This is a genomic window from Levilactobacillus humaensis (genome assembly GCF_024345185.1).
Lineage (GTDB): Bacteria > Bacillota > Bacilli > Lactobacillales > Lactobacillaceae > Levilactobacillus > Levilactobacillus humaensis.
Window position 1 is genome coordinate 69,196 of record NZ_BROB01000002.1, and the last position, 24,668, is coordinate 93,863.

General features: G+C 50.9%; 21 protein-coding genes. 4 read left to right on the forward strand and 17 right to left on the reverse strand.

Going from position 1 to position 24,668, the window contains the following annotated elements; genetic code table 11:
- Positions 1–895: 895 nt before the first annotated feature.
- From OCU14_RS00875 to OCU14_RS00885, 3 genes are all read right to left on the reverse strand, one after another.
- A complete protein-coding gene (locus OCU14_RS00875; RefSeq protein WP_261809365.1) occupies positions 896–1,639 on the reverse strand; it encodes a hypothetical protein in 744 nt (247 codons plus the stop codon).
- Positions 1,640–1,746: 107 nt separating this feature from the next.
- The gene (locus OCU14_RS00880; protein ID WP_261809366.1) at positions 1,747–2,382 is read right to left on the reverse strand and encodes a hypothetical protein; all 636 of its coding nucleotides are present in this window, start codon (positions 2,380–2,382) and stop codon (positions 1,747–1,749) included.
- Between the two features lie 121 nt (positions 2,383–2,503).
- Positions 2,504–2,971 (reverse strand): MarR family winged helix-turn-helix transcriptional regulator, encoded by a 468-nt coding sequence (locus OCU14_RS00885; RefSeq protein WP_261809367.1) that lies wholly within the window; start codon positions 2,969–2,971, stop codon positions 2,504–2,506.
- 77 nt (positions 2,972–3,048) lie between these two features.
- Here OCU14_RS00885 and OCU14_RS00890 point away from each other — a divergent pair, with 77 nt between their 5' ends.
- Positions 3,049–3,606, forward strand: coding sequence for an NADPH-dependent FMN reductase (locus OCU14_RS00890; protein WP_261809368.1), 558 nt, complete (start codon positions 3,049–3,051; stop codon positions 3,604–3,606).
- Positions 3,607–3,805: 199 nt separating this feature from the next.
- Here OCU14_RS00890 and OCU14_RS00895 read toward each other — a convergent pair whose 3' ends face one another.
- The 5 genes from OCU14_RS00895 to OCU14_RS00915 all read right to left on the reverse strand — a co-directional run bounded on the left by OCU14_RS00895 (position 3,806) and on the right by OCU14_RS00915 (position 9,510).
- On the reverse strand, positions 3,806–4,489 hold the full coding sequence (locus tag OCU14_RS00895; RefSeq protein WP_261809369.1) for a glycerophosphodiester phosphodiesterase family protein: 684 nt from the start codon (positions 4,487–4,489) through the stop codon (positions 3,806–3,808).
- 95 nt (positions 4,490–4,584) lie between these two features.
- Entirely contained in the window at positions 4,585–5,718 is a 1,134-nt protein-coding gene (locus tag OCU14_RS00900) for a vitamin B12 independent methionine synthase (RefSeq protein ID WP_261809370.1), read from the reverse strand.
- A gap of 375 nt (positions 5,719–6,093) precedes the next feature.
- Entirely contained in the window at positions 6,094–7,044 is a 951-nt protein-coding gene (locus OCU14_RS00905) for a zinc-binding dehydrogenase (RefSeq protein WP_261809371.1), read from the reverse strand.
- A gap of 15 nt (positions 7,045–7,059) precedes the next feature.
- Positions 7,060–8,580, reverse strand: a complete 1,521-nt coding sequence (locus OCU14_RS00910) for an ABC transporter permease/substrate-binding protein (protein WP_261809372.1) — start codon at positions 8,578–8,580, stop codon at positions 7,060–7,062.
- Positions 8,581–9,510 (reverse strand): ABC transporter ATP-binding protein, encoded by a 930-nt coding sequence (locus tag OCU14_RS00915; protein WP_261809373.1) that lies wholly within the window; start codon positions 9,508–9,510, stop codon positions 8,581–8,583. It lies immediately after the preceding gene.
- Between the two features lie 247 nt (positions 9,511–9,757).
- Here OCU14_RS00915 and OCU14_RS00920 point away from each other — a divergent pair, with 247 nt between their 5' ends.
- Positions 9,758–10,186, forward strand: coding sequence for an Lrp/AsnC family transcriptional regulator (locus OCU14_RS00920; protein WP_261809374.1), 429 nt, complete (start codon positions 9,758–9,760; stop codon positions 10,184–10,186).
- On the opposite strand, the gene OCU14_RS00925 is transcribed toward OCU14_RS00920, so the two are convergent.
- A complete protein-coding gene (locus OCU14_RS00925; protein ID WP_261809375.1) occupies positions 10,183–11,130 on the reverse strand; it encodes a zinc-binding dehydrogenase in 948 nt (315 codons plus the stop codon). The two genes, OCU14_RS00920 and OCU14_RS00925, sit on opposite strands and share 4 nt — an antisense overlap.
- Before the next feature lie 100 nt (positions 11,131–11,230).
- On the opposite strand from OCU14_RS00925, the gene OCU14_RS00930 reads away from it, so the two are divergent.
- Both OCU14_RS00930 and OCU14_RS00935 read left to right on the forward strand, forming a co-directional pair.
- Positions 11,231–12,040: a MerR family transcriptional regulator gene (locus OCU14_RS00930; RefSeq protein WP_261809376.1), complete on the forward strand. Its 810-nt coding sequence runs from the start codon at positions 11,231–11,233 to the stop codon at positions 12,038–12,040.
- Positions 12,041–12,216: 176 nt separating this feature from the next.
- Positions 12,217–13,452 (forward strand): ArgE/DapE family deacylase, encoded by a 1,236-nt coding sequence (locus tag OCU14_RS00935; RefSeq protein ID WP_261809377.1) that lies wholly within the window; start codon positions 12,217–12,219, stop codon positions 13,450–13,452.
- Positions 13,453–14,345: 893 nt separating this feature from the next.
- Here OCU14_RS00935 and OCU14_RS00940 read toward each other — a convergent pair.
- The 8 genes from OCU14_RS00940 to OCU14_RS00975 form a co-directional block, all read right to left on the reverse strand.
- Positions 14,346–16,499, reverse strand: a complete 2,154-nt coding sequence (locus tag OCU14_RS00940; RefSeq protein ID WP_261809378.1) for a WxL domain-containing protein — start codon at positions 16,497–16,499, stop codon at positions 14,346–14,348.
- 12 nt (positions 16,500–16,511) lie between these two features.
- Entirely contained in the window at positions 16,512–17,549 is a 1,038-nt protein-coding gene (locus OCU14_RS00945) for a WxLIP family cell surface protein (protein ID WP_261809379.1), read from the reverse strand.
- An 88-nt stretch (positions 17,550–17,637) separates the two neighbouring features.
- The gene (locus OCU14_RS00950) at positions 17,638–18,282 is read right to left on the reverse strand and encodes a WxL domain-containing protein (protein WP_261809380.1); all 645 of its coding nucleotides are present in this window, start codon (positions 18,280–18,282) and stop codon (positions 17,638–17,640) included.
- 238 nt (positions 18,283–18,520) lie between these two features.
- On the reverse strand, positions 18,521–19,183 hold the full coding sequence (locus OCU14_RS00955) for a hypothetical protein (RefSeq protein ID WP_261809381.1): 663 nt from the start codon (positions 19,181–19,183) through the stop codon (positions 18,521–18,523).
- Between the two features lie 15 nt (positions 19,184–19,198).
- Entirely contained in the window at positions 19,199–20,563 is a 1,365-nt protein-coding gene (locus OCU14_RS00960; RefSeq protein ID WP_261809382.1) for an amino acid permease, read from the reverse strand.
- A 513-nt stretch (positions 20,564–21,076) separates the two neighbouring features.
- Positions 21,077–21,595, reverse strand: a complete 519-nt coding sequence (locus OCU14_RS00965; protein ID WP_261809383.1) for a GNAT family N-acetyltransferase — start codon at positions 21,593–21,595, stop codon at positions 21,077–21,079.
- Positions 21,596–22,150: 555 nt separating this feature from the next.
- Positions 22,151–23,146 carry a tRNA dihydrouridine synthase gene (locus OCU14_RS00970; protein WP_261809384.1) on the reverse strand — a complete coding sequence of 332 codons (996 nt, stop codon included), beginning with the start codon at positions 23,144–23,146 and terminating at the stop codon, positions 22,151–22,153.
- A 239-nt stretch (positions 23,147–23,385) separates the two neighbouring features.
- Positions 23,386–24,519, reverse strand: coding sequence for a hypothetical protein (locus OCU14_RS00975; RefSeq protein WP_261809385.1), 1,134 nt, complete (start codon positions 24,517–24,519; stop codon positions 23,386–23,388).
- Positions 24,520–24,668: the final 149 nt, after the last annotated feature.

The following is a 24,668-nucleotide window of genomic DNA, read 5'->3' on the forward strand; positions in this document are numbered from 1 at the left end:
CACCCTTAAATGGCCGAATTTCCTTGATAAACCACTGGTTACCGGCATCTTCCGCGTTTTCAAAGCTGCAAGAAACTTAGAGGCTTATGGAAACACCCACCAGGTCAACCAGTCCAATTGGCAATCCAATTTTTCGGCGGCGCCAGGATCCTGAAAACACGGTATCATTCTCTTAGTCGCTAGGCCGTCAGGGAACCATTAACCGGCTAAATTATCCCCTTTTCACTGGCCGATCACCCCGGAAGGAGAGCCGCTCTTAATTTCTCAGAATTACCGGATTTCTTCTCATTTAGTTTGACCGGTGACCCGCCAAACCGATCGGACCGGCCAACAACTCTGGTTAAGATCCTGTAAAAAAGGCGATGGGGTAAATTTCCCCATCGCCAGAACCATATTCATTTTTCAGAATACTTATTCAGATAAAAACCACTGTGACCCTGACTCATGAACCCCCTGAGTGGAGACGATTACCGACCGGTTGTTCCCCTAAATGGGTGTTGCACGAATTTGTAATATTACAAATCACGAGAATCACCCAAAACCCTTGATTTCTTTGTTATTATGAAGATGTCGTAAACAATTGCTTAACAAACAGACGACAAACTAAAGCTTTTTTGGTAGCAGTGATTAGGGTACCCGGAAAATGCCCCAATCGTAGCTGTCCCAAAATAATCGTTAACCGGCTTGAATCAGACTAAATCCCAGTCTAATTCAAGGTGGTTAATTTTTTATAAAAAGCCGCGAATCATCCTAAAACTAAAGTCCCCCTGAATTGGATCTTCGCCAATTCAGGGGGACTTCTTTACGCTCTCAATTAAGTTGATTACTGCAATTATCGTCACACAAGAGCAAAGCTAACTAAGATCAGGATTGCCTTGGTGACTAAGCCTTAAGACTACTTCCCAGACTTTTCTTTTGAAACATTTGGTGTTCCAGTTTGATCAAATTGCAACTTCTGGTTCTTCTTTAATTTCGTAACGAGGTAAGTTCGCATACGCATTTTGCCAGAATCATCAAATTCCTTTTTTGTGGTTAAATAGCCGTATTTTTGTCCTTGGATGGTCTTATAGCCAATGACAGTTGCAGGGACAACACTTTCATAGTTTTGGAACGCATCATACTTATCTTTTTCTAACTTACCGGTTTCAGTACTGATACTATAAGCATAATAAGACATTTTTTCGCCGGTAATTTTACCATTGTCTGAACGAACCTGACCTTTTAGCACAGAAGGTACTGGGGCTTTATATTGGCTTTTAGGTAGAGATTCGGTATCGCCATCTCTACTTGTAAGCGACTCCTCGTCCCCTTTTTTGGCTATTTTCACAACCTTGGCTGTCGACATTTTCGGCCATGAATCTAGCGAAAGCATATCACCCGGATGCGCACCATACATTTGATAAAAATTAACTTTTCCATTTTGCGTCACATAAATATTCTCTGCAGTATCGTTTTCTGAAATATTGGACCAATCACTTTCAACATCGACCCAAATTCTTTTCTGCGAACTTTGTGCCGCTTTAACTGGAGACACGACGTTGGCTGAATTAGTTACACCACTACTTGAATGGCTTGATACACAACCTGTTAACATCATACCAGCCAATGCAATCACACCTACTACTATCCCTTTTTTCAATTGAAGACCCTCCAGAAACACTATATCGTTTCACTTTTTATTTTAGCTAGTAAATTATAATCCATAATATTTTAAACTTCAAATGTTGTTTAACATATTAACCATCATTAAACGACCCACCACTGTTCCTCGGTAGGATAGTAGACCCAGCCCAAGCGATGAACGTCCACACTCAGCTTCGGGTTCGTTTGCGTGGGAATCAAGCTAACCTCGGTCACGTTAAAGTTATACGAGGTCACCTGACCCTCCCTATCGGAAGATGAGCTGGCGGTGAATGCCTGAACCGGTGAGGCATATCCCGCCACGAACAGCCGACCAGCTGTGACCGGTGTTAATAGGCAAAGCCCGGTGACCACGATACTCACACCCGTCACCCACCAGGCCGTGGATCTTGTCGTTGATTTAACAAATAAACCAGCCACTTGCCACCCCGTCAGAATCGTTAACAGAGGAATAAATGGGGCCACTTTCGCACTCAGCGCTTCCGAAGAGGCCACCGTCAACACCGCTAACCAACCGGCGGTCACGACGGGCACCCACTGCCGGTGATGAATACCGCGACCAACCAAGTAAACAATAGCGGGCCAAGGCAGTAACACCACCCCAAAAACAATGAAACTCAACACTGTGGCCCCAAGAGCGTCACTGTCATTGCCAGATAACCAGGCCCAGCCCACTGTGCGCAATACCCAGCAGACGTAAAATCCAATTAGGATTAATCCACGCTTGATTTCTTGACGCATCGACCCATCCCCTTTAATTCCCAAAACAATTTACACCCTATTATACGCGTTTACCAATCTAAACGGAGGCGAAAAAAGCCAGGACACCTGTCCTGGCCGCTCTCTGAAATTCTTAACTTGCTTACTTCAAGTCATCGTCGTCTTCATCATAGTCGTCGGCCGTCTCACCAGTCAGCGTTCCCGCCAACTGTTGCAGGACCCGGACCAGTTCGGCCCGATCGGTATTGGAATAGCTCGCTAACCGTTCTCGTAACGCTGCCTCCCGTGCGAGCTTAATTTGCATGAGTCCCCGTTGTCCTTGCTGAGTGAGTGCCACCAACCGGACCCGTTGATCGCGGCGATCGACCTCACGGAGCCAGCCGGCTGAGACGAGTTTGTCCACTTGCCGGCTGATTGAGGAGTGATTGCGGCCGATCTGATCAGCCAGCTCGCCAATGCTAATGTCTGCTTGACGCCCGGCCCGCACCACAATTGGGAGGGCGGCCGGTTCCAACGGCACGTTGGCCTGCTGCAGCAGGTGACGGTCCTGTTGGGGCTGGTTGAAGAAGGTCACGATTTCAAATAGCGCTTCAAAGATTTCATTATCCATACTTGTGATTATACCAGATAAATGCTAAGATGTGTGCACGGTGCACCTATTATTTTAAATCTAAAGGAGATATCAGCATGCCTAAAAAAATCGGTCTCATCATCGGATCCACCCGTCCCACTCGAATTAGCCCCAGCATCGCCACTTGGCTACAAACAGCCGTGGCTCAGCCCGGACTAGACGTCGACCTCATTGATCTGGCAAAAATCAATTTGCCATTACTAGACGAAGTCGAACAACCTTCCACTGGCATTTATCACGAGGAACACACACAGCGTTGGAGCCAACTCATTCAAGGTTACGACGGCTTCATTCTCCTCTTCCCCCAATACAACTGGGGTTATCCCGCACCCTTGAAGAATGCTTTAGACTACCTGTATGCCGAATGGCGGGGCAAGCCCGTCAGCATGGTTTCCTACGGCGGCCATGGTGGTTTCCAAGCGGCCCTGGGCATGAACCTGGTCCTACGCGGACTCAAGTTCCAACTAATGGCGACTAACCTCCAATTGACCTTGAAGAAGGACGAGATTGACGAGCATGGCCAGTTTAAAGACCCGGCAACGGCTCTAGCACCTTACACCTTTAACGCCCAACAGATGGGCGCAGAATTTTTACACCGACTCACACAGAAATAACGTACCGTACACAAAATAAGAGGTTCTGAGACTTTGGTCTCAGAACCTCTTTGCGCTCCGAACATCTATCGTCGAAACGTGCGACAAAAGGCAGTCAACTCCGCTTAACCCCGATAGACAAATAATCCAGGACCGGGATTATTCGTCTATCGACGTTAATGCTCATTGACTAACCGCCTTTGGTCACACTCTTTTCAATTTAATTGGCCACCTGTTGCTTCACCTGCATCATCATTTCAAAATCATCGGTGAAGATACCGGCGACGTGTTTAGTCATCAGATCGGCAGCTACCGTGGGATTGTCCACGGTCCAAATCCGCTCGGTCACGGGAACCCCCGCCTGATAATGACTCAAGTGGAGGCCATTCAGGTGTTCACGGGTGACCAGGGCCACCGGATCGGCTACCCGACGGTCGGTCAGCCAACAATAAATCTCATTGGGCGCCAGCTTTTGGCAAGTCTTCAGCGTTGGCAGATGAAATGACGAGAAAATCACCGGCTTATTGAGCGCAGTCGCGTGGACCATCCCCATCACAATCCGTTCAATGTTGGGATACTGAATCTTATCGGTCTTCAACTCCAAGTTGAGTTGGACATCACGATTCGTGACCAGCGTCAGAAATTCCGCTAGTGACGGGATCGGTTCCTGGTTCGCCAGCCGAAACTGACGGAGTTGGGCAAACGTGTAACTCTCGATCAACCCGCTCCCATCCGTGGTCCGGTCGATCTGCTCATCATGCATAATGACCGGCACCTGATCCTTCGTCAAATGAACATCAAACTCGATGCCTTCGATACCATGGTCAACCGCATAACGAAAGCCTGCTAAAGAATTTTCTGGAAAACGCGCCGGGTAGCCCCGGTGACCGAATACCGTTGTCATGTTCGAGTCGCTCCTATCTCAGTCTAGCTATCTTGTTTAGGATAACACCTCATGACCCCGGCAAACGTAAAGATTGCTTATGCTTTGTGTAAAATTTAGGACTCCGGCCAGACGTTATCGGCGATCTGCTTAACTAATTTGAGTTTGGCCCATTGCTGGTCCTCTGTCAGCTGATTGCCTTCCTCGGTCGAGGCAAAGCCACACTGTGTCGACAAGGCCAGGTTTGCCAGTGGCACCTGTTCGGCCGCTTCGTGAATCCGCGCCGTGATAGCCGCTGGATCTTCCAATTCTGGAAACTTCGACGTGATCAGTCCCAATACCAGTCGTTTATCAGGATCGTTGTGCCAAATTTTCTTGAGCGGCGCAAAGCTCCCGGCTCGCGCGTTGTCGTATTCCAAGAACAAGCCATCATAGTGCAAGCGGCCCAGATAGTCCGCCACGTCATCGTAGCCCCCGGAGAACAGGTAGGTTGACTTGAAGTTTCCCCGACAAATGTGGGTGGTGACCGTCAGATCTTCCGGTAAATCCGTTAACAAACGGTTGATGACGTAAACGGCGTTCTCGGCCAGATCAACGTATTCCTGATGTACCACGGCGTCCTCTTGCGTCGCGTTCAACCGGCTAATCAGAAAGGCCCACGTGGTATCGTCCAGCTGAATGTAACGACAGCCCAGTTCATAGAACCGCAAGATCGTGTCATGGTAGGCCTGGGCTAGATCATCCAGGTAGGCATCCCAGGTCGGATAGAATTGATGCCAGTTATCACTCCGATTGTCCCGGAACAACATGGTTGGGGACGGGATGGTCTGCTTGACCACCACCCCCGCTGGCACCAGGCTCTGGAGATAGCGAAAACTCTCAAAGAAGGGATGATCAGGGTTGCAGGCAATGCGCCCAACCAGGTCGGCATTGTCGGTCCGGGTCTTACTACCGTGGAACTTATAACTTTGCTGATAGTCATAGTGACCCACTCCCGTAAGGCCCCAGAGAAAGTCGAGATGCCACCAACTCCGATTGAATTCACCATCGGTCACAGCCTTGAGTCCCAGCTCAACCTGGCGTTGGACGACGCGTTTGGTCTCCGCCCGTTGAATCTTGGTTAAGTCTTCAGCGCTCAGGGTGCCCGCCGCAAATTGGGCCCGCGCCGCCTTGAGCGTTGCCGGTCGTAAGAGACTCCCCACCACGTCGTAGCGGTAAGGAAATTGTGTTTTAACTTGGTTAAATGTCATCTAAATGTCCTCCTTAAGATTGGGTGACTTTCTAATCGTTTGCGGGTAACAAAAAAGCGTTCGTCCCCGAACTAAATCCTTAGTTCAAGGGACGAACGCGTCGTTTTACCACCCTAGTTTACGTCATCCTCACAGATCACGCCTCAACGGTACCAGTTGATACCCGGAAAGTTAACGGTTCCTACCGATCCAGCGGCGTGAACCACCGGATAGCACTTGGGAGCTCATCTTCATGACTAGGTGTCGACCCGTTTTCACTGACCGGGCTCACTGCACAACACCGCCGCCACTACTCTTCTCCTGGCTGTTTATGATAAATTGATTAGAAATTAACTGTTATTTTAATCTTTCAGTCAGTCGCTGTCAACCTAAATCCTAGGAAACCACGACAACCTTCCCGAAGCTGTGCTGGCTCCCCAAATATTCATGGGCTGCCCGCATCTCTTGCAGTGGAAAGACTTTGGCAGGACGCACATCGAGATGGTGGCTATCGATCAGTTCAAACATGGTGCGCAACCGCTGTTCATCAATATCGCCTGAATAGAAAGCCGTCAAATAGGTATTACTAGGAATCTTGGACACTGGTTCGAAGTCATTTAATCCCCATTGGCCGCCCAATTCTCCCGTTGCACTCACAATACCCCCCGGATTCAAATGTTGGAGCGATTCCGGAACGGTGAGGGCCCCAATCAATTCTAGGATCTTGTCATACCGGGTCCCCTGTGGCAGTTGTTCATCGCGATCCAAGACCACGTCGTCAAAACCGGCCGCTAACAACTGATCACGCTTGGCCAGGTTACGGGTACTGGCCGTGACGGTCACGTCAGCCATGGCATGCGCCAATCTAGCAGCCGCCACGCCAACGCCACTGGTTCCGCCACGAACCAGCAAGGTCTCGCCATCATGCAGGCGTAGTCCTTCCAGCGCACCGTATGCCGTGTAATAAGTCTCCGGAACGGCAGCCAGATCTTGCCAAGATAACGCCGTCGCTATCGGAAAGAGTTGTTCATTGGGGATTAAGGCAAACTCTGCATAACTGCCATCGTAAGCACGACCCATTTCACCCATGAAGGTGACCACGGTTTGGCCAACCGGAAGTCGCTTCGTATCGGTGGTGGTCACGACTTCACCGACCGCTTCGATTCCCAAGATTCGTGGAAATTTAACCGATGGTGACTCACCATCTCGCGTAAAGACCTCGGAATGATTAACGCCCCGAGCCTTCACGGCCATCAGCGTCCAGCCGGGCTTCACACTGGGCTTGGGCACATCGGTATAGGTTAGCACTTCCGGTCCTCCCGGATGACTCACAACGATTGCTTTCATGCACACTATTCCTCCCTAATTTAAGTACCCATGGCTCTTCAAATACTGACGGGCCACAGTTGCGGCCTTCTCATGTTTCACAGTGACGAGATAATTCATTTTCTGCATATCCGTCGTGGTAACCTTCCCGGCTAACTTGTTCAAGGTGGTCTTCAATTCAGGATGCTCGGTGATCAATTTCTCAGTCATCAGCGGTGCCCCTTGATAAGGTGGGAAAAAGTTACGGTCATCCTTCAAGACCACCAGATGGTATTCTTGAATTTCTGGATCGGTGGTATAGCCATCGACCAGGTTGACCTTGCCATTTGCAATCGCCTTGTAGCGAATCGAGGGTTCCATCGTCTTAGCACTGGCAAATTTCAGACCGTATGTTTTGCTTAATCCTGGATAACCGTCCTTCAATTGGTAGAAATCAGGATCAAACCCGGCATGAATTTTACCCTCTACCGCAATCAAATCAGAGATTGTTTTTAAATTGTTAGCCTTCGCAAACTGCTTGGTGACGGCCAAATCATAGCCGTTCTGATACTTCATCGGCTTCAAATAAGCCATCCGGTATTGCGACTTCAGGGCCTTTTGTGCGACCTGATAGGTCCTAGCGGGATCATGACTGGCCGATTTTTCTCCCTTGACCAGAGACTCCAAGACGGTTCCCGTAAATTCAGGATAAATGTCGATGGACCCCGACTTGAGGGCCTTAAACAGGAAGGACGTCCCCCCGAAGTTGGCCTTGGTGGTCACTTTCATTCGGGGATGGTCGTGTTCAATAAGATCCTTGTACATATTGATCAGAATCTCGGGTTCACTCCCCATCTTCCCGGCAATGGTGATCCCCGTTTCTGGGTTGGCAATCTTACGATAACCGGCAAATCCACCGATCAGGACAACCACTGTGGCCAGAACAATCCCGGCCTTCTTAAAGGACAGTCGACCCAGCCAGTCGATAGCCGCCCCAAACACCAGGGCCAAGATCGCCGACAACACCGCCCCGATAATCAGGAGTGGATTATTATTGGTTTCAATTCCCAACAGGATGTAGGTCCCCAAACCACCGGCACCAATCAAGGCAGCCAGTGTGGCGGTCCCAATGATCAAGACCGTCGCAATTCGAATACCGGAGATAATCATCGGCATGGCTAACGGCAATTCAATGCGAAAGAGTTTCATTCGCCGCGACAGCCCAAACGCCGTGGCAGCCTCCTCATAGTTGGGATCGATCGTAGTCAATCCGGAATACGTATTTTGAAAGATCGGCATCACCGCGTAGATCACGAGGGCGATGACTGACGGCACCGTCCCGATCCCCACAATCGGAATCAGGATCCCTAACAAAGCCAGGCTTGGAATCGTCTGGAGAATACTGGTAATCTGGAGCATGACCCCCGCCGCACGCTTGTGATTCATCAGAAGAATTGCCAACGGAATCGCAATCACCGCGGCAATCAGCAGCGAGATTAGGGACAGCCCGATGTGTTGCCCGATCGCATGGACGATGTCGCCGCCCTGCGTCTTGAGAATATGCAAAATGGCTGACACCTAATCCGCCTCCTTTGTGGCTAAGAAATCTAAAAGATCGGTGGTCTGTAACTGGCGGTTGCCATCAGGCGTCGCCACAACCACCGGTCCTTGACGCAGGTCCGCCGCTAGTTCATTTACCGTCGCCGTCGCATCAAGGGTCGGTGTGTCGCTCGTCGCCGTTCCATAACCAGCCAGCACGACATCAGAAACCGCATCTGGCCGGGCCGCAGTTTCCACTTGGAAAAAGCCACGAACGAAATCATTGGCCGGGTGCCGAATAATGTCTTCACCCGTCCCTACTTGTTGGATGTGGCCGAGCCGCATCACCGCAATGTGTTGCCCTAAGCGCAAGGCTTCATGCATATCATGGGTCACAAAGACAAAAGTCATCTTGAGTTCTTGATGCAAGCGCAGAACCAGATCTTGAAGTTGTTTACGTGAAATGGGATCCAAGGCACTGAAGGGTTCATCCATCAGAACCACCTTGGGCTTAATCGCCAAGGCTCGAATAATCCCGACCCGTTGTTGCTCCCCACCGGAGAGTTCGCTGGGCATCCGTGTGGCGTATTGATCAGGATCCAAGTCGACCTGAGCCAACAACTCGCGCGCCCGTTCGATCCGCCGCTTACGGGGCCAGCCCAACGATTCGGCTTGAATGGCAATGTTATCTTGAATGTTTAAGTTCGGAAAAAGTGCAATGTTCTGTAAAACGTACCCCATTTGGCGTCGTAGTTGTTTTAAATCGTAATCAATCAAGCGGCGATCATCGAAGTAAATGTCGCCATCGGTGGGTTCAATCAACCGGTTTAACATCTTCAACGTCGTGGTCTTCCCACTCCCACTGGGACCGACCAACACAAAAAAGTCCCGGCTGGGAATTGTGAGGTTCAACCGATCCAGGGCTTGGTTGTGCGCATATTGCTTGGTAACATTTCTAAATTCTATCATGTCAGCCTCCATACCCTACTCGTGTGCGGCCCAATTCGACGGGCAACACCACTATCAGTGCGGACGCGATAATCTTCCGCTGTCCGCACTGATATATCTATAACTCCTAATTATACTAACCTTTACCCAAATACCTAAGAAAGTGGCTTACAAGTTAGATAAGCAATGGTCTCTACTTTACAGTCTTTAAACGCGACTGTTAAGATGAAAAGTAAAGCCTTTTGCCCCAAAATACTTATAAAGTAAGGTGTTTCAGTTGCGCGATCAAACAGACCTAAATATTCTAAAGGAACTCACTAAAAATTGTCGAATCAAGGCCAACCATCTCGCGGAGCGGGTCCATCTCACCGCCCCCGCCGTGGCTGCGCGGATCGCCCGCCTCGAAGATGCCGGCGTGATTAAGCGCTACACCATTGAGGTCGATACCGAAAAATTAGGTTTTGATCGCCAGGTCTTCATTCAGGCAGCCGTCAAGAACGCCACTCAGCGCGCGGGTTACGACGCCCTCATTCACCAGTACCGTAATGCCATTCGCCATCATTATCGAGTCACGGGAGAAAGGCCCTACCTCATTGAGGGGGCCTTTCACACGCGAGCAGAGCTCAACGAGTTTCTTTTGGCGTTGGGACAGGTTGCGACCTATACCGTCACCGATGTCATTGACGAATTAATCTAATCATTATCAATAATCACTTGGCCGAGTTCACGGCTCGCCATCACGTAGTCGTGGGCTTCACGAATATCCGCAAGCTTGAAGACCTTGGCAATCGGGATCTCCAGGTGATTCTCGTTAATGAGATCGAACATCTCATCCACCAAATCCTGGCGAACCACCGTGGAATCAAAGAACGTTAAGTACTTATCGCCCAGGACAAATGGTGAAAATTCCTTAGCGACCCATTCGCCAGCTAGCAGACCAATCACACAGACCGTCCCTCCTTGATTCAAGTGGGCAATCGAATCATCCATCGTGACCGATCCCACCAAATCAATGATCCCGTCGTATTTTTCTTCGGTGACCAGCTGGTTATCCGTATCTAAAATTGCGGCATCTGCCCCATTTTGAACCACGGCATCCAGCATCTGAGACCGCCGGGTCGTGGCCGTTACCGTCAGACCCATGGCTTTGGCGAGTTGGGTTGCGGCTAAGCCAACCGCTGTGGTCCCACCACGAACTAGCAACGACTGTCCAGCCTGTAACCGCAGGGACTTCAGCGCCCCGATCGCCGTATAGAAGTTTTCAGGATATTGCGCCAGCTTGACCCAATCCGTTCCCGGATGGTTGACCGTAAATAGGTTAGAATCGTCGACTAAGGCGTATTCCTGGTAACTGCCGTCAACTTCACGGCCAAAGCCACCCATCATCGTCATGACCTTCTGACCGGCCTTAAATGGTCCCTCAGCTGAAGCCTCGTGGATTTCACCCACGGCTTCGACACCAATGACCCGAGGGAACTTAACGGATGGTGATCCACCCGCACGCGTCAACACTTCGTAACGGTGCACGCCAAAAGCATGAATCCGCATCACCGATTGGTGAGCCGTGGCCTTCTGAATTGGCCGTTCCACCAAATTCATCACACTGGCATCTCCTGGATGATCGATAACAACTGCTCGCATAATTTAAGTCCCCATTTCTATCGTTTTAGTTGCTCATTTACTGACCCTAGTGTAAGGTGTACCGTAACGTCACAGTCAAGCTTTTATTTAGGAGATGCCCATGTTAGCTATTCAAAAATTTGCCACGCTCGCCGGCACCACGCGACGAACCCTCATTTTCTACGATGAAAAGAATCTCTTCAAGCCCAAGCGTGTAGCTGAAAACGGCTACCGCTACTACGATTACGATCAGCTCTACGACCTCACCTTTATTCTCGAGCTACGACACCTCGGCCTCTCGATTTCGGAGATCAAAGCCCTCACCCAGAACGCCGATCCCAGCTCGTTAAACGACAACCTCCAACACGTGCTCGGCAAGATTAACGCCCAGCTTGACAATCTCGCCGTCCTCAAGAGCACGCTGAATACCCGGTTTAATCAGCCCATAGCGACTGCAACCCCCGTCAAGAATCAACCTGCGATCACCACGGTTACCGAGACCACCACATTTTGTCGGTCCCGGCAGTCGGTTGCTTGTACCGAAGAGGAGATTGCCGAGATTTACGCCGAATTCTATGCCAATTTGGGTAAACTCAAATTGGTTAATAAAGAAGACTCTGGCTTTCTGACGCGCCTACCTGGAAGTAACGCCAACCTGTACCCCACCGCTTCCTTCTGCATTCTCAAGAAGGTCACAGCGGGTACCGATACCGACGTCCTGCCACAGCTCACCAAGCCCACTGGCGACTACGTGACGATCACCACCACGAATGACACGAAAAACATCTGCATTGGCCTGCGCCAACTGGCCGACTACATTGCCCAAAACCAGCTCCACGTAGGCGATCAGCTCTGGCAGATGAACCTCGATGAGACCTTCACCAGCAAAGGGGCCTCTCAGCTGGTCAACCTGCAGTATCAACTGCAATAATTGAAAACTTTACTTATCGACTCCGGTTTTTGCCGCGAGCCGTTTTTTTCTAGCCAAGATTGCGCGATGGCCCCCAGGATTCTTGATTCCGCTTGCAAAAAGTGCTGTAATCAAGTTAGTGAATACCCGTCACTTCGAAGATGCGGGTGGCTAGACTTAAAATGAGGTGGAAGAACATGGATGAAGTTGTTCAAGCACTGAGCGATATTGTTAAAATGAATACCGTTAACGGTGACGAAAAAAAGGTTGCGGACTATATCGCAGCCCTATTAGCCAAACATGACATTGACAGTAAAACAGTTGAGTATGCTCCCGGCCGAGTAAGCCTGGTCGCTGAAATTGGGGACGGTAACGGCCCCGTTGTCGGGTTCGATGGCCATGCCGACGTCGTTGCCTTAGGTGACGCCGCTAAGTGGAAGGTTGATGCCCTCTCCGCCACGATTCAAAATAATCTGATGATTGGGCGAGGAACCTCTGACATGAAGTCCGGCCTGATCGCTGGTTTCTGGGCCATGATTCATTTACATGATCAACACGTCCCACTTCACGGGACGCTGCGTTTCATGGCCACGGTTGGTGAGGAATACGGTCAATACGGCGCCAAGCAACTTGGTGAAGCGGGCTATGCAAAGGACCTCGACACCTTAATCGTCGGGGAACCTAGTGGGGCAGCTAAACAACTCCTAATGCAAAAGCAGATTCAATACATGCTGCAGATCGACCAGGCCAGTGCGCAACAGCTATCCGACGCCAACCAAACTAGTGAACAACACTTTATCGAATTGGCGCACAAGGGGTCGCTGACCTATACCGTTCACTCCAAAGGGGTTGCGGCTCACAGTTCCATGCCTGAAATCGGGAAAAACGCGATTACCCCACTGATGGCCTTCTATCAGAAGGAAGAAGCCTACTTTGATTCTATCAAGGATTACCGCAACCCGGTTCTCGGACCTGTAACGCCGGTTGTAACGATGGTCAAGGGTGGGGAACAAATTAACACCGTGCCTGCCAGTGCTGACCTCTCCGTTAAGATCCGGACAATTCCGGAATTGCCAAACGCTGACATCACGGTCGCTATCAAGAAAATCATTGCGGACCTGAATGAACAAGGGGCAGACCTGTCGCTCGACATTCTGAGTGACTTACGGCCAATGCACACGATGGAAGACACCGAGCTCGTTCAAGCAGCTAAGGAAATTGGGGAAAACGCACTCGATCAGAAACTGCCATTGATTGGGGTTCCCGGTGGTACCGATGCTTCTTCCTTCCTGGCCTTCAATCCGGACATTGATGTCATCGTCTTTGGCCCCGGAAACATCACGGCTCATCAAGTGAACGAATACGTTGATCTCGACATGTATCACCGGTTTATCACTATCTATGAGAAACTGATTAGCCGGTTGTTGAAGTAGGAATCGTTTTTGAAATAGGAAGAGCTAGAAGGCCGCCTGCGGCTGCCAGGGATTACGCCTGCTGTGGGGACGCTTCAGCCCCTTGGGCTTCTCGCTCGACTTTAAGCCCCGCCAGGAGCGCGGGTCTTAAAGATCGCCCGTGGTGTAAGGCCGAGAAAATCACTCGGTCTAACACCACCGCCACGGCCGGCTCCATCCCTGGCCTCCTCCGGCTACGATCGGTTATTCAAGTTAACCGTAGTTGGCGTTTATTCTCAATTGGTCCATTTCAATGACTTTAGATTGACAGTTAGTTCTAAAAAATCTCAAATTTTCTAATAGGGTCCCACTCAAATTGAGTGGTGTCCCTATTTTTTCGTAAAAAAGTGGCGCCAAGACTCTCGTCTCGACGCCACTTCAGCTATCGGATCCCGGCAACTCCGCGGCATATTGCGGAGAAACCGTCTGTTGGTAGGATGTTTAGCTACGACTATGACTAGCCGCATTCCTTTCTGGGTGCTTCCGGTATCGCTTGGGTGAGCGACACCTTCCACATTACCCCAGATCAGTACCGCCTTGGTTGGGGCCAAGCTGGCACTGATCTGGGGTAATGCTTCATGAGATCGGCTCTCGCCAGGTGATCCCGATACTGGCGACTTTGGAAACGTGTTCGCTCGGGCTGCCCCCTCCGCTTAGCCCCAATCAGCACCCGTTCGGCTTCGCCAAACCGGCACTGATCGACGCTAATGCTTCATGGGATCGGCTCTCGCCAGGTGATCCCGATACTGGCGACCTCGGAAACGTGTGCCCCAAGGCAGGTCCCTGCGCTTAACCCCACTAGGCACCCGTTTGGCTTTGCCAAACCGGCACCTAGTGACGTTAATGCTCAGGACCTAATCGCCTTGGGTCACACTCTATCCTGGTGTATCCGCCAGCGTCCAGGTAATCCTGCCACCGTAGCTACCGACCGCTGAATCAGCTTCGACCTGTAACAACACACCGGTCTTCTTGGTCCAGTCTTCGTGGACGGCGTACTTGCCTTCCTTATCCGCCTCACTCGTCGTATGCCGCACGACCGGGGTCGGTCGCTCGCGAATATCTGTGGTTCGACCGTCGGCATGAACGTAGATTGGACCACCCATTAAGGGAACACCGGTCCGCGATCGGAAACGTTCCGCGTGAACCATTAGTGTCCACTGCGAGTCATTCCCTCGAGTATCCTGTACGACAACCTGCCAATTGCCACTTCGCTGGACCACCTGGTCCCGACCCGTGAGTCGACTGGCCTGGAACTGTTCTCTCGGGGAAATGAAATCAAATTTCAAGGTTCCTTGCACCTTGATCTTCACGGTTACCGTATTAGAGGATTCCCCTTTTGCGGTAGTCGCCGTCACCTTCAGGACATTGTCCCCAGCTCGTAACTTATCTGCCGTGATCGGAAAGTTAAACGTACCGTCTTTTTCCGGCGTTAACGTCGTCAACAACTGTCGATTTAACATGGCCCGAACTTTAACAATGGGTTGTGCTGACGCACTCGTGCTCACAGCCACCTTACCAAAAACCTGCGTATCCGTGTGTGGTTCCACCGTCAACGCATGGGAACTCGTCACATCGAGGTTCAAATCGACGTTTGGGTTGATACTGAACTCTGGGGTCTGCGCCGAACCGACAAAGGCATTCGACGTCACCATGCTGGTCCGGCTCGCCACCTTAGTGGTCCGATTGACAGCCCCCACCTTACCCCGTAATTGAATGGTTGCGGCGGGCGTATTCTCGTCCAATTCCCAGTCAAAGATTGCCTTTAACTGGCCGTTCTTGATGGCGGTTGCGTCAATCATCTGAGTCCATTCCTTTTCCTTCCCGAAATACCGAATCTCGACCTTATCAAACGCGATCTTCTCCGGTAGGTTCAGAAGCGTCGTAATACTGGACCAGGTCTGCCGTCCATTCCGATAGGTCAGCTGGTAATCCAGTTGGACACGGTCACCAGAAACGACTTCACCACCTTCAGGAACGACCCGGTTACGCGTCAGATCCGTCAGCTTGGCCTTAGCTTGCGCGTCGACCAATCCCGGGGCATTTTCAAACACGATCAGGTTGTTTTCCCAACGTTTCCCGGTGGTCCCGGTGATACCCCACCGCGCAAAGCCCGTATGATTCGGATCAATCTTCTGAACATCCACCCGAACTTTACGACTCATCCCCGGAAGCGGTTCGCCCGTCTGCGGATTTTCATCGTCAAAGACATAGGCCATCGTCTGATCCGCCGCATTCCAACGGAGCGTCACGTGATGCCACTGACCGTTCGACAGAAATCCTGGCTTAGCGCCATTGGCGATGAGGCCCTTGTGTCCAATGGCATAGTAATAATTCTTCTGGGTGAAAATCCAGCCCCAGCCACCCGTATCAATGTACTGGTAGTAGGTATCTGGGTCACCCGGATAATTCGAGGCCAAATGTTCCTTGGGGAAACTTGCATCAAACGAATTGGCCTTGCCGGCGGCATGTTGACCCGTCAGGCCGTTATAGTTGGTATCAAATTCTAACGCCCAACTATTCTGAATCGCCGTCTTAGCCAGATCCTGTGGATTCTTCCGTCGAGCTTCCGTATCGACACCCCAGACCCCCAGGGTTTCGCCAACGATGCCACCGCGCCCAAAGTTTGGTGCGGCCCCGCCATCCTTAGGATCGTTTTGCAAGACGAAGGCCATGCCTTCACCCGCCTCGGCCCCCCGGTTACCCAGGTAGGCCCAGAATGAAACGGTCTCGTCTTTTGTCAAATCAAAGTAATTCCCATTTGTCGACCAAATGGCCCCGAACTTTCCGGGGCCATTGGTGATAACTGCCGCCTGCGTATTTGGCGCGGCCGGATTCGTTGTCTCAACTACAGTAGCAGAGCTCTTGCTAGCGGAGCCTACCTTGAGGATAGGCATGGTCTTGTTCAGAAGAATTCCCTGAGGCGCTGTCTTCAACGCCTGGTTATAGTCACTGTCGGCATGGGCATTAAGCCTAGTACCGAGACTGACCGCTAGTAGAATCAAGCCGGCGCTCAACCACTGTTTGAGCAAACTCATCTCTCCTTATTTTGCGTGACGTGGGTGCCGGTTACGATACATGAGGTAGCCAATGATGGCTAAGAGACTAGCAATAAGAAGTGCCAGGGCGAGGTACAACCAGTAATTTGGCTGTGGGGCCGGGGTAATCGCGTGACGATTGAGTCGCTTGATAACCGGGGCGCTGATGGTAAAGTTGCGCACGAATTGCCACTGCTGACCCTTGGCGTTAGCCGTCAGGTACAGCGTGTACTGTCCTGGTTTCAAGCTCTCGTTACCCCACGGAATCCCAAAGTTAAAGTTACTGTTGGGGGCCATCCCCATCTTGGTTTGCTTCTGTTGAATCAAGGTTTGCGTCTGTCCCGCTTGGGTGACGCGGGCGTTGACCGTTAAGCCTTGTAAAATCCCTGGTTGGTCGTTCTGCAAGTTCGCTGTCACGAAATTCCGGGCATTGATTTGCGAGGCGCCAACCTGTTTTAACTTCAAATCAGGTTTAACGGTCGCGCCCTCTTGGAGGCTCAAACCGATGGCATAAGTGTAGGCATTGTTGATCATGATCTTTCCCGACGCCTTAGTCTGAACCGGATTCAGCTGCTGGACGTACACACCGCCAAGAATGATGCCCCGTAGCTTCTGTGCCGGCATCGTGTAACTCAGGGTGACGCGCTTCTGGCTATTGGCCGGAACCGTGACCTTCTGAGTCAGATCGTGGGCAAAGATGTCCGCGATCCCAACCTTTAGGGACGAATCTAATTTAGGGGACAACTGGCTATAGTCAATGACCCCATTTTGATTGGTAACCGCTTGGTTGGCACTAACCCGAAAGCGTTGTGATCGGTTACTCGTATTCTCGATCATAATGGCTAGTTTCTGTGATTCTTGTGGCTTAACCCGCAAATCGAAATACGAAATCTGACGGTTCTCCTGATTTGACGGGAGCACCGCGCGAACCGTGTAACCGACGTTATTCGTTGGGGCCTGGTCCGCTAACACCGGGGCAACTTGTGCCACCCCAAGTAATAGCGCCAGACTCATCATGACCATGATCTTCAATCCTCGTCTCATCGCCGACTCCCCCAATCCATCAGCTAATAACGCGGTAGTGACGCCGCTTGAGGCCCCGCTACCGCGTGAACACAACGACTAACCGTTCCTATTCTGGCGTGTCACTCAACTGCCAAGTCATGGTCGAGGTGTAGGTCCCGCCCATTTGCCCAGCTGGTACTGCCAAGGTCACACCCGATGGACTGTAACTCCCATCCCAGATCCCTAAGCCGCCTTTGAGGGGTGCACTCAAGAGAATCTCGTTGGCATCGGTTCCGTTTAGGCTCAATGACATGCCATCGGGCTTACCGGAAGGGTTGCCAGTGTTGGCCGCCGCAACGGTTGGTGCTGCCAAGTCCAGTACTGCCCCATTGAGGGTATCCCCAGTGGCATCGGTAAAGGCACTGTTCTTGACTTGAACACTCCAGCCACTGCCTAACCCAGGGTTGCTAACGCCAATTGGGTTGTCGACCGTAACTGCCGTGTAATTTCCATTGGTTGGGCCGTTAGGGGTAATATTCTTACCGAAACTGATGTTAGGTGCCGAACTCAACGTGATCGTGGCGTTGGGATCGGTGTCAAATTCAGCTGTCGTGGTGGTGCTTTCACTGGTTGGGCCAACACTAGAGCTGGAACTGCTACTGTCACTACTGCTGGTGTCGGTTGTCGCCGCGGCAACGGGAACAATCCCGAAGCCTAAGGCCAACAATGCCGCACCACTCATTAGTGCCGTCTTCATTAATCTACGAGTCATGGTACTCACTCCTTAGATTGCTCATTTTTAAAACTCACGATTACCAGTTTTGGTGTCAAATGATGGGCCGGTAAACGGCAACCATCCTTGTGTAACGCACAAAGTGACTCCTGCCGGCCCTGTGATGCGCCGGCTTCTGTTGATAACATCTCAACTGCCTTCGCTTGATTCACTAGAAGATAATAACGGGTTCCAAATAAAAAGACCAGCTATTTGCTGGTCTTTCGTATCTAGTCGATTAGTTATGGAAGTCGGACACGGTTAGCGCTTGAAGATCATTTAACCACTGACCGGTTTCCTGATCGGCCGAGGTGCTGACCTGAAACCCTAACGGCGTAAAGAGCGCCCCCACAGCGGTCCATTGCAGGCGATCGGCCGCGACCAGACTGGTGACTAGCTGATCACGCTGACTCGCCGTAACCGGCACGGCACTGACGGTTAATAAGTTCACCGCTAGTTGCTGGGCCAGGACTCTGGTGAAGTCTGCTGGTTCTAGCCGTCCAGTTAACTGTCGTCGCGTCGCTAGTGGGACAACGGGGACTTCTCGCCACAGGAATTTTTCCCAATGGTTGAGTTGCCCGCTGAGCACGGCATAAAACTGCCAGGGAACCTGATTGCCGATTCGTTTCAATGTGGCGGTTGTCATCGTGGCCACATCCCACTGAATCTGCTCGGGTCCCGCCGCCAAGGCTGTTTCTAGCCATTCGCTGAAGAATCGCTGCACGGTTGCGTCCACGATCGCCGGCAACTTGACCCCCTGGACCAAGTGGTATCGGCCTAACAGAAAGTCTTCGACCTGGTCCCAAGCCAAGACATTGCCGGCCTGTTGCTGTTTGCGCCGGCGAAGCTGTTTGAGTTGTTTGGTGCGACTCGATTTCCCAAATTTACCTGGACGACTCATGACGGACTTCCCTTCTTAACGTTTAGCGGCTTCCCGTGGTTGGTATTTTCTAAAGTAAATGAACGTCATAATCGCCAGGAAGACGACCCCAACTAGGATGGACACCCGCGTCTCTGGATTCAAGAACATGAAGATTAACGTAATGCTCAGGAAGACCAACGTAATGTAGTTGGACCACGGCGCAAACGGCATCTTGAAGGGGTGTTCGGCCATGTGTTCCTGGTTTTGCTTCCGGAATTCGATCTCACTAATCAGGATCACGAACCACGGCACCATCCCAGGTAACACACTTGAACTGTAAACCATGACGAAAATTTGACTGGCATCCTTGAAGTACATTGGCAGGACCACATTTAACACGATCCCAATCCCGATACCCACGGAGATGGCCACGACGGAATAGAATGGCACCCCATGGCGGTTCAACAGCGTTGCCTTCCGAGGCAGTTGCCCCTTCTCGGCTAACGTGAAGGCCATCCGACTGGCACTGTAGATTCCGGAGTTAGACCCAGAGAGGGCCGCCGTAATCACAACGAAGTTAATGATCGATGCCGCTGCGGTAATCCCAATCTTGGCAAAGGTTTCAACGAATGGTGACCCCAATTGATTCAGCTCATCCCAAGGGTAGATGCTGACAATCACGAAGATAGCCCCCACGTAGAAAATCAGAATCCGCGCCACAGTCGAGCGAATCGCATTGACCAACGTGTGTTGCGGGTTCTCCGCCTCACCGGCTGTGACCCCGATTAATTCGATGCCTTGATACGACGCCAGCACGATGGCTAACGCGTAGATAAAGCCCTTGGCCCCACCGGTAAAGAAGCCCCCGTGCGTCCAGAGATTGCTGATCCCGACCGCATGGCCGCCATTGCCGAAACCAAAGAGGATCACACCCAAGCCGGCAATAATCATCAGGATAATTGTGACGACCTTGATCAAGGCAAACCAGAATTCCAATTCCCCAAACATTCTTACGGAGATCAGGTTGGCAATGCACAGGAAGGTAATCGCGACGAGGCCAGGAATCCAGTCTGGCAAATTTGGCCACCAGAAACGGAAATAACCACCCAGGGCGATCATTTCACTCATACCCACGACAATGAATTGGAAGATATTACTCCACGCGGTCAAGAAACCAAAGACCGGGTGCATGTATTCCGAAGCGAAGGTCGCAAAGGAACCTGTTGTGGGATGGACGTATAGCATTTCTCCCAGGGCTCGCATGATTAAATACAGGAAGACTCCCGAGATGACGTAGGCGATTAAAACTGACGGCCCCGTCCACTTGATGGTGGAACCAGACCCCATGAATAATCCCACGCCGATCGTTCCGCCTAACGCAATCATCTGCATTTGACGGGCACTCAGTTTCCGTTGCAATCTAATTCCTTCTTTCTACTCGTTCTTTTCTTTCGTTCTTTAAGTTTCCACCTTCGGTGGACAGGACTTCACCCTATGGGACACGTCCGAAGCCAAAGGGCGGTCTTCGAACTCGCCTTTAAGCCCCACAAAAACCGTGGGTCTTAAAGGCGGCCCGTGCTGTAAGGCCGGCACAGGTCAGCCAGCCTAACACCACCGACACAGGGTGAAGTCCCGTCCACCTACGGCTAAGTTTAGTCGATCAATACTTGCCTAGCTTATCTTGCTTCAACAGATATCGTGTTCAGACTGTTGCGGTTTTTTTATCAAAGTTAGCCAATTTTTACAAATAGCTTCGCAAGAACCAAATAAAAACCCATGAAGGTATGCTACCTGGTTCTGATGAAATTGGCAATAGGCTAAAATAGATCTATTCATCATTATGCCGCACCACCGGCGTTTATTCAAACTCGGTGCATAAAAAAAGGCCCCCACAATCGGTCAAGACCGGTGCTAGAGGGACCTCCTGAAAAATTAAACTTGCTTCTCGTAAACGTAGCATTCGTCGGTTGGGTGATAAACGCCCACGATCCGGCCGACACGTTGGAAACCAAACTTTTCGATTAAGTGTTGCATCTTCGCATTATCCTTGTGCGTATCGATCCGGATGCTGTTGGCATCTGGATGATTTTCGGCAATGTAGTCGAAGAGATCCCGGAACAATTGTGAGGCGTAGCCCTTCCCCTGGTGATGGGAGAAAATGGCAACCCGGTGAACCGTCACGTATTTAGTCGTATCGGACAACCATTCGCCTTCCAAAGTATCGTAGGAATTGTCTGGCGCTTCAATCACAGCCGCCACACCCAACGTTTCGTGGTCGTCACTGTTGTAGATGACGGCCCGGCCGTTGTCGATGTCACTGGCAATCACGTCGCGGTTAGGATATTCATTCTGCCATTGGTCAATACCGGCATCGGCTAATTGCTTTTTGCCGTCCTCGATGATGTCGCAGATTAAGTCCAGTTCTTCGGGTTTTGCTTTACGTAAATACATGGATAATCACCTCAATAAAATTTCTAGTTAGAATTAGTCCAGCGCGTTACTTTCGCTGGGTGCGACAAACCGATTGTCAGACGATTCATCGCAAATTGGTCGGCGTCCACCCCATGAGGTGCTGCTAATCACAACAGCTCACGAGTACGGTTCACCAACTCAAAACACGGGTTAAACGCAATAACCTTACCGTCAGGTACCGGCGAAGGTTATTATCAGACTTCAGAACATTATAGCCTTTTTCGGTGGGATCCCCTAGCAAAAAGACGCAACTCTCAGCGATTTATAATTGAACTCGCTTACATCAATTCGCTATTTATCCAGCGCTTATCGTTGAATAATAATGACCACTTTCGCTCGTTGATTCACGACAACTCAGAAGAGGATCTGCGGCCATATCTGGTCGTAGATCCTCTTCTTTATTGCTTCTATTGTCGAAACGTGTGGAAAAAGGCAGCCGGCTCCGCTTAACCCCGATAGGCTCATATTCCAAAGACCAGGAATATCAGCCTATCGACGTTAATGCTCACCGGCTAGGCGCCTTTTTTCACACTCTTACTTGGTAAATTCCGATTCGGCTAACAATTTCCGCACCTCATCCGTCGTGTGGGCCTCCATCATGGCGTTTCGTAGACTAGCGGCATTGCGCTGGTTGCGAACGTAGATCTTGAAGAACCGCTTGAGCGAAGGGAAACGTGACGTGTCGAAACGTTTCTCAAAGTCATCATATAGGTCCAGCTGATAGTTCAACAGGCCTAATAATTCCTTGATGTCATGTTCCTTTGGTTCTTTTTCAAAGGCGAAGGGACTTGTGAAGATTCCCCGACCGATCATGATCCCATCGACGCCAGGGTGTTCCTGGGCAAGTTCAACCCCTTGTTGATAGTTTTCAATATCCCCATTGAGCTGAATTAAAGTATCTGGCGCAACCTCATCGCGAAGTTTCAAGATATCATCAATCAGTTCAAAGTGCGCTGGCACCCGGCTCATTTCCTTCTTCGTCCGCAGGTGAATCGTGAGTAACGGAATATCCTGTTGTAGCAGGAAGGTCAACCAGTCATGCCATTCGTCCAAACGACTGTAGCCCAACCGAGTCTTCACGCTGACCGGTAAGCCGGCTGTCTTGGCCGCCGCAATCACGTCCGCTGCGGTATCAAAATTACGAATCAGGTCACTCCCACCATGATTCTTGATGACCGTTGAATCCGGACAACCCATGTTAAGATCGATGGCTTCATAACCCATGCCCTTAACGGCCTCAGCGGCTCGTGAGAAGGCCTCCGGTTCATGCCCCCACAATTGGGCCACGGGCATGTGCGCCTCTTCTGGGGCCACGTAGAGCCGTCCCTGAACCGTAAACTTGGCCTTGGGGTGCGTCACACTGATCGCATTGGTAAATTCTGTGAAAAAGACGTCAGGTGCGGCGGCACGCGCCACGACCCGGCGGAAGATAGCGTTGGTAACGGCTTCCATGGGTGCCAAGCTAAAGAAGGGCCGGTTCTCCGCCTTTGCATGGTCCGCAATGTTCTGCCAGTAAGCTGATTCAGACACGATAAAAATCTCCTCTATTAACTAATTTGTTAAATCCCGGGTAACGCAATCCTTACATTTTACCACGTTTTACATTTGAAACCAGCGAAAAAGATTGTGTCCAAGCGGATTCAGCTTGACGACGCCCCTCGAAAACACAAAAATAAGGCCCGGGAGAAGTCCCAGACCCTTGTGTATCTCCAAATTTATATGGCCGAAACGTGCGCCAGCTAACCGCCTTCTGTCACACTCTCCGTTCTTTAAAATGACAATTTCAAAAGTTCTGCCCCACGGTTCATAGCCAAGTAACCTTGACCATTCTTGGCAAAGGAGAGGCCCTCGAATTCCCGATGGCTAGCGAAGACGGACGCCTGAACATCCTTGGGCTTAACCTGACGCTTCAAAAGCTTCTTAACGGGTACCGAAGACAGTGAGTCATCACTGACCAGGTAGAGGCGATCGTTGTGTGGATTGTAGGCAATGGCCTGATGCGTTTGCCCTGGACGATTAGCCAGACTCTGCATCAATAGGTTGAAGTGCACACCCTTGGTCGACATCGTTCCCTGATAAATCCGGACGGCATGCTTCCCACTGTAGCTACTAAAGTAGGCCCGGCCTTGGCTATCAAAGGTCAGATTGCTATTAACTGCGATCCGCACACCGTGCTTGTTGACCAACCGGTAGGCCACCGTATTCGTTGGCTTCAACGTCTTCAATGAGACCTTGACGGCATCTCCATATTGACCCGCCTTACCCGTCGTCTTAGTGAACCAGAGTTGCTTGTTCTTCGGATTGTAGGCAAGTGATTGGCAATGACCGATGTCAAAGGTAGGACCCTCGTGAACGCCGGCGAGGAGCTTCCGCTGTTGACTGGTTGCGCGCCCCTTGGAATGGGCATTCGACGCCCGCCGCAGCAGGTCCATATTTGACGTTTCACCGCCGAGAAGCCGGTGGATCTTGCTGAGATCATACTTGACGATCCAGCCGCGAGTCCCCCCACTCGACTTCAGATAGGCGATGTAAGCCGTCTTGCCATCCGGCGTGATAACGACGCTCTGAGGATCGGCCCAGTCACCAGAATGGTGCACGGTGACCGGCAAGTATAGACTGGTCTTCAGCGTCGCGCGCTTGCCCCGAACGGTATGATAGACGTCGGGCTTGGTTTGAAATGTGCCCTCGCTTCGATAGGTCGACGAAGTGGCATAGACACTCGGCCGGGAAACAAAGTAATTTTTATTCTTAATAAGTTTAATCTTCTTGGCCTCGTAGTTTCCCAAGGCATACTTGGTGCGTACCGCCCCTTGAACCGAACGAGGCGTCATCCCAATCACCGCAAATACCGCGGTAACCACAACCATTGCTAAAACTTTCCACATGACTCGACTGTCTTTCATTCTGACTCTCCCCTAATCAATTGAATTCTACGCTGGCCGCTAGCGGTAGTCCGAGCGGCCCCCTCAAATATCCATTATACCGCTAATGATGAACCCTACAATATATATTTAGTCTGTTAGTGACGTGCACATAACCAACGAAAAAAGCC

Excerpts from the sequence above, each read along its gene's own strand:
- OCU14_RS00930 (WP_261809376.1), top strand. The coding sequence starts at position 11,231 with ATGTTAGCTATTCAAAAATTTGCCACGCTCGCCGGCACCACGCGACGA.
- OCU14_RS00950 (WP_261809380.1), bottom strand. The coding sequence starts at position 18,282 with ATGACTCGTAGATTAATGAAGACGGCACTAATGAGTGGTGCGGCATTG.
- OCU14_RS00900 (WP_261809370.1), bottom strand. The coding sequence starts at position 5,718 with ATGACATTTAACCAAGTTAAAACACAATTTCCTTACCGCTACGACGTG.
- OCU14_RS00890 (WP_261809368.1), top strand. The coding sequence starts at position 3,049 with ATGCCTAAAAAAATCGGTCTCATCATCGGATCCACCCGTCCCACTCGA.
- OCU14_RS00965 (WP_261809383.1), bottom strand. The coding sequence starts at position 21,595 with ATGTATTTACGTAAAGCAAAACCCGAAGAACTGGACTTAATCTGCGAC.
- OCU14_RS00915 (WP_261809373.1), bottom strand. The coding sequence starts at position 9,510 with ATGATAGAATTTAGAAATGTTACCAAGCAATATGCGCACAACCAAGCC.
- OCU14_RS00895 (WP_261809369.1), bottom strand. The coding sequence starts at position 4,489 with ATGACAACGGTATTCGGTCACCGGGGCTACCCGGCGCGTTTTCCAGAA.
- OCU14_RS00880 (WP_261809366.1), bottom strand. The coding sequence starts at position 2,382 with ATGCGTCAAGAAATCAAGCGTGGATTAATCCTAATTGGATTTTACGTC.
- OCU14_RS00905 (WP_261809371.1), bottom strand. The coding sequence starts at position 7,044 with ATGAAAGCAATCGTTGTGAGTCATCCGGGAGGACCGGAAGTGCTAACC.
- OCU14_RS00945 (WP_261809379.1), bottom strand. The coding sequence starts at position 17,549 with ATGAGACGAGGATTGAAGATCATGGTCATGATGAGTCTGGCGCTATTA.
- OCU14_RS00975 (WP_261809385.1), bottom strand. The coding sequence starts at position 24,519 with ATGAAAGACAGTCGAGTCATGTGGAAAGTTTTAGCAATGGTTGTGGTT.
- OCU14_RS00935 (WP_261809377.1), top strand. The coding sequence starts at position 12,217 with ATGGATGAAGTTGTTCAAGCACTGAGCGATATTGTTAAAATGAATACC.
- OCU14_RS00955 (WP_261809381.1), bottom strand. The coding sequence starts at position 19,183 with ATGAGTCGTCCAGGTAAATTTGGGAAATCGAGTCGCACCAAACAACTC.
- OCU14_RS00885 (WP_261809367.1), bottom strand. The coding sequence starts at position 2,971 with ATGGATAATGAAATCTTTGAAGCGCTATTTGAAATCGTGACCTTCTTC.
- OCU14_RS00925 (WP_261809375.1), bottom strand. The coding sequence starts at position 11,130 with ATGCGAGCAGTTGTTATCGATCATCCAGGAGATGCCAGTGTGATGAAT.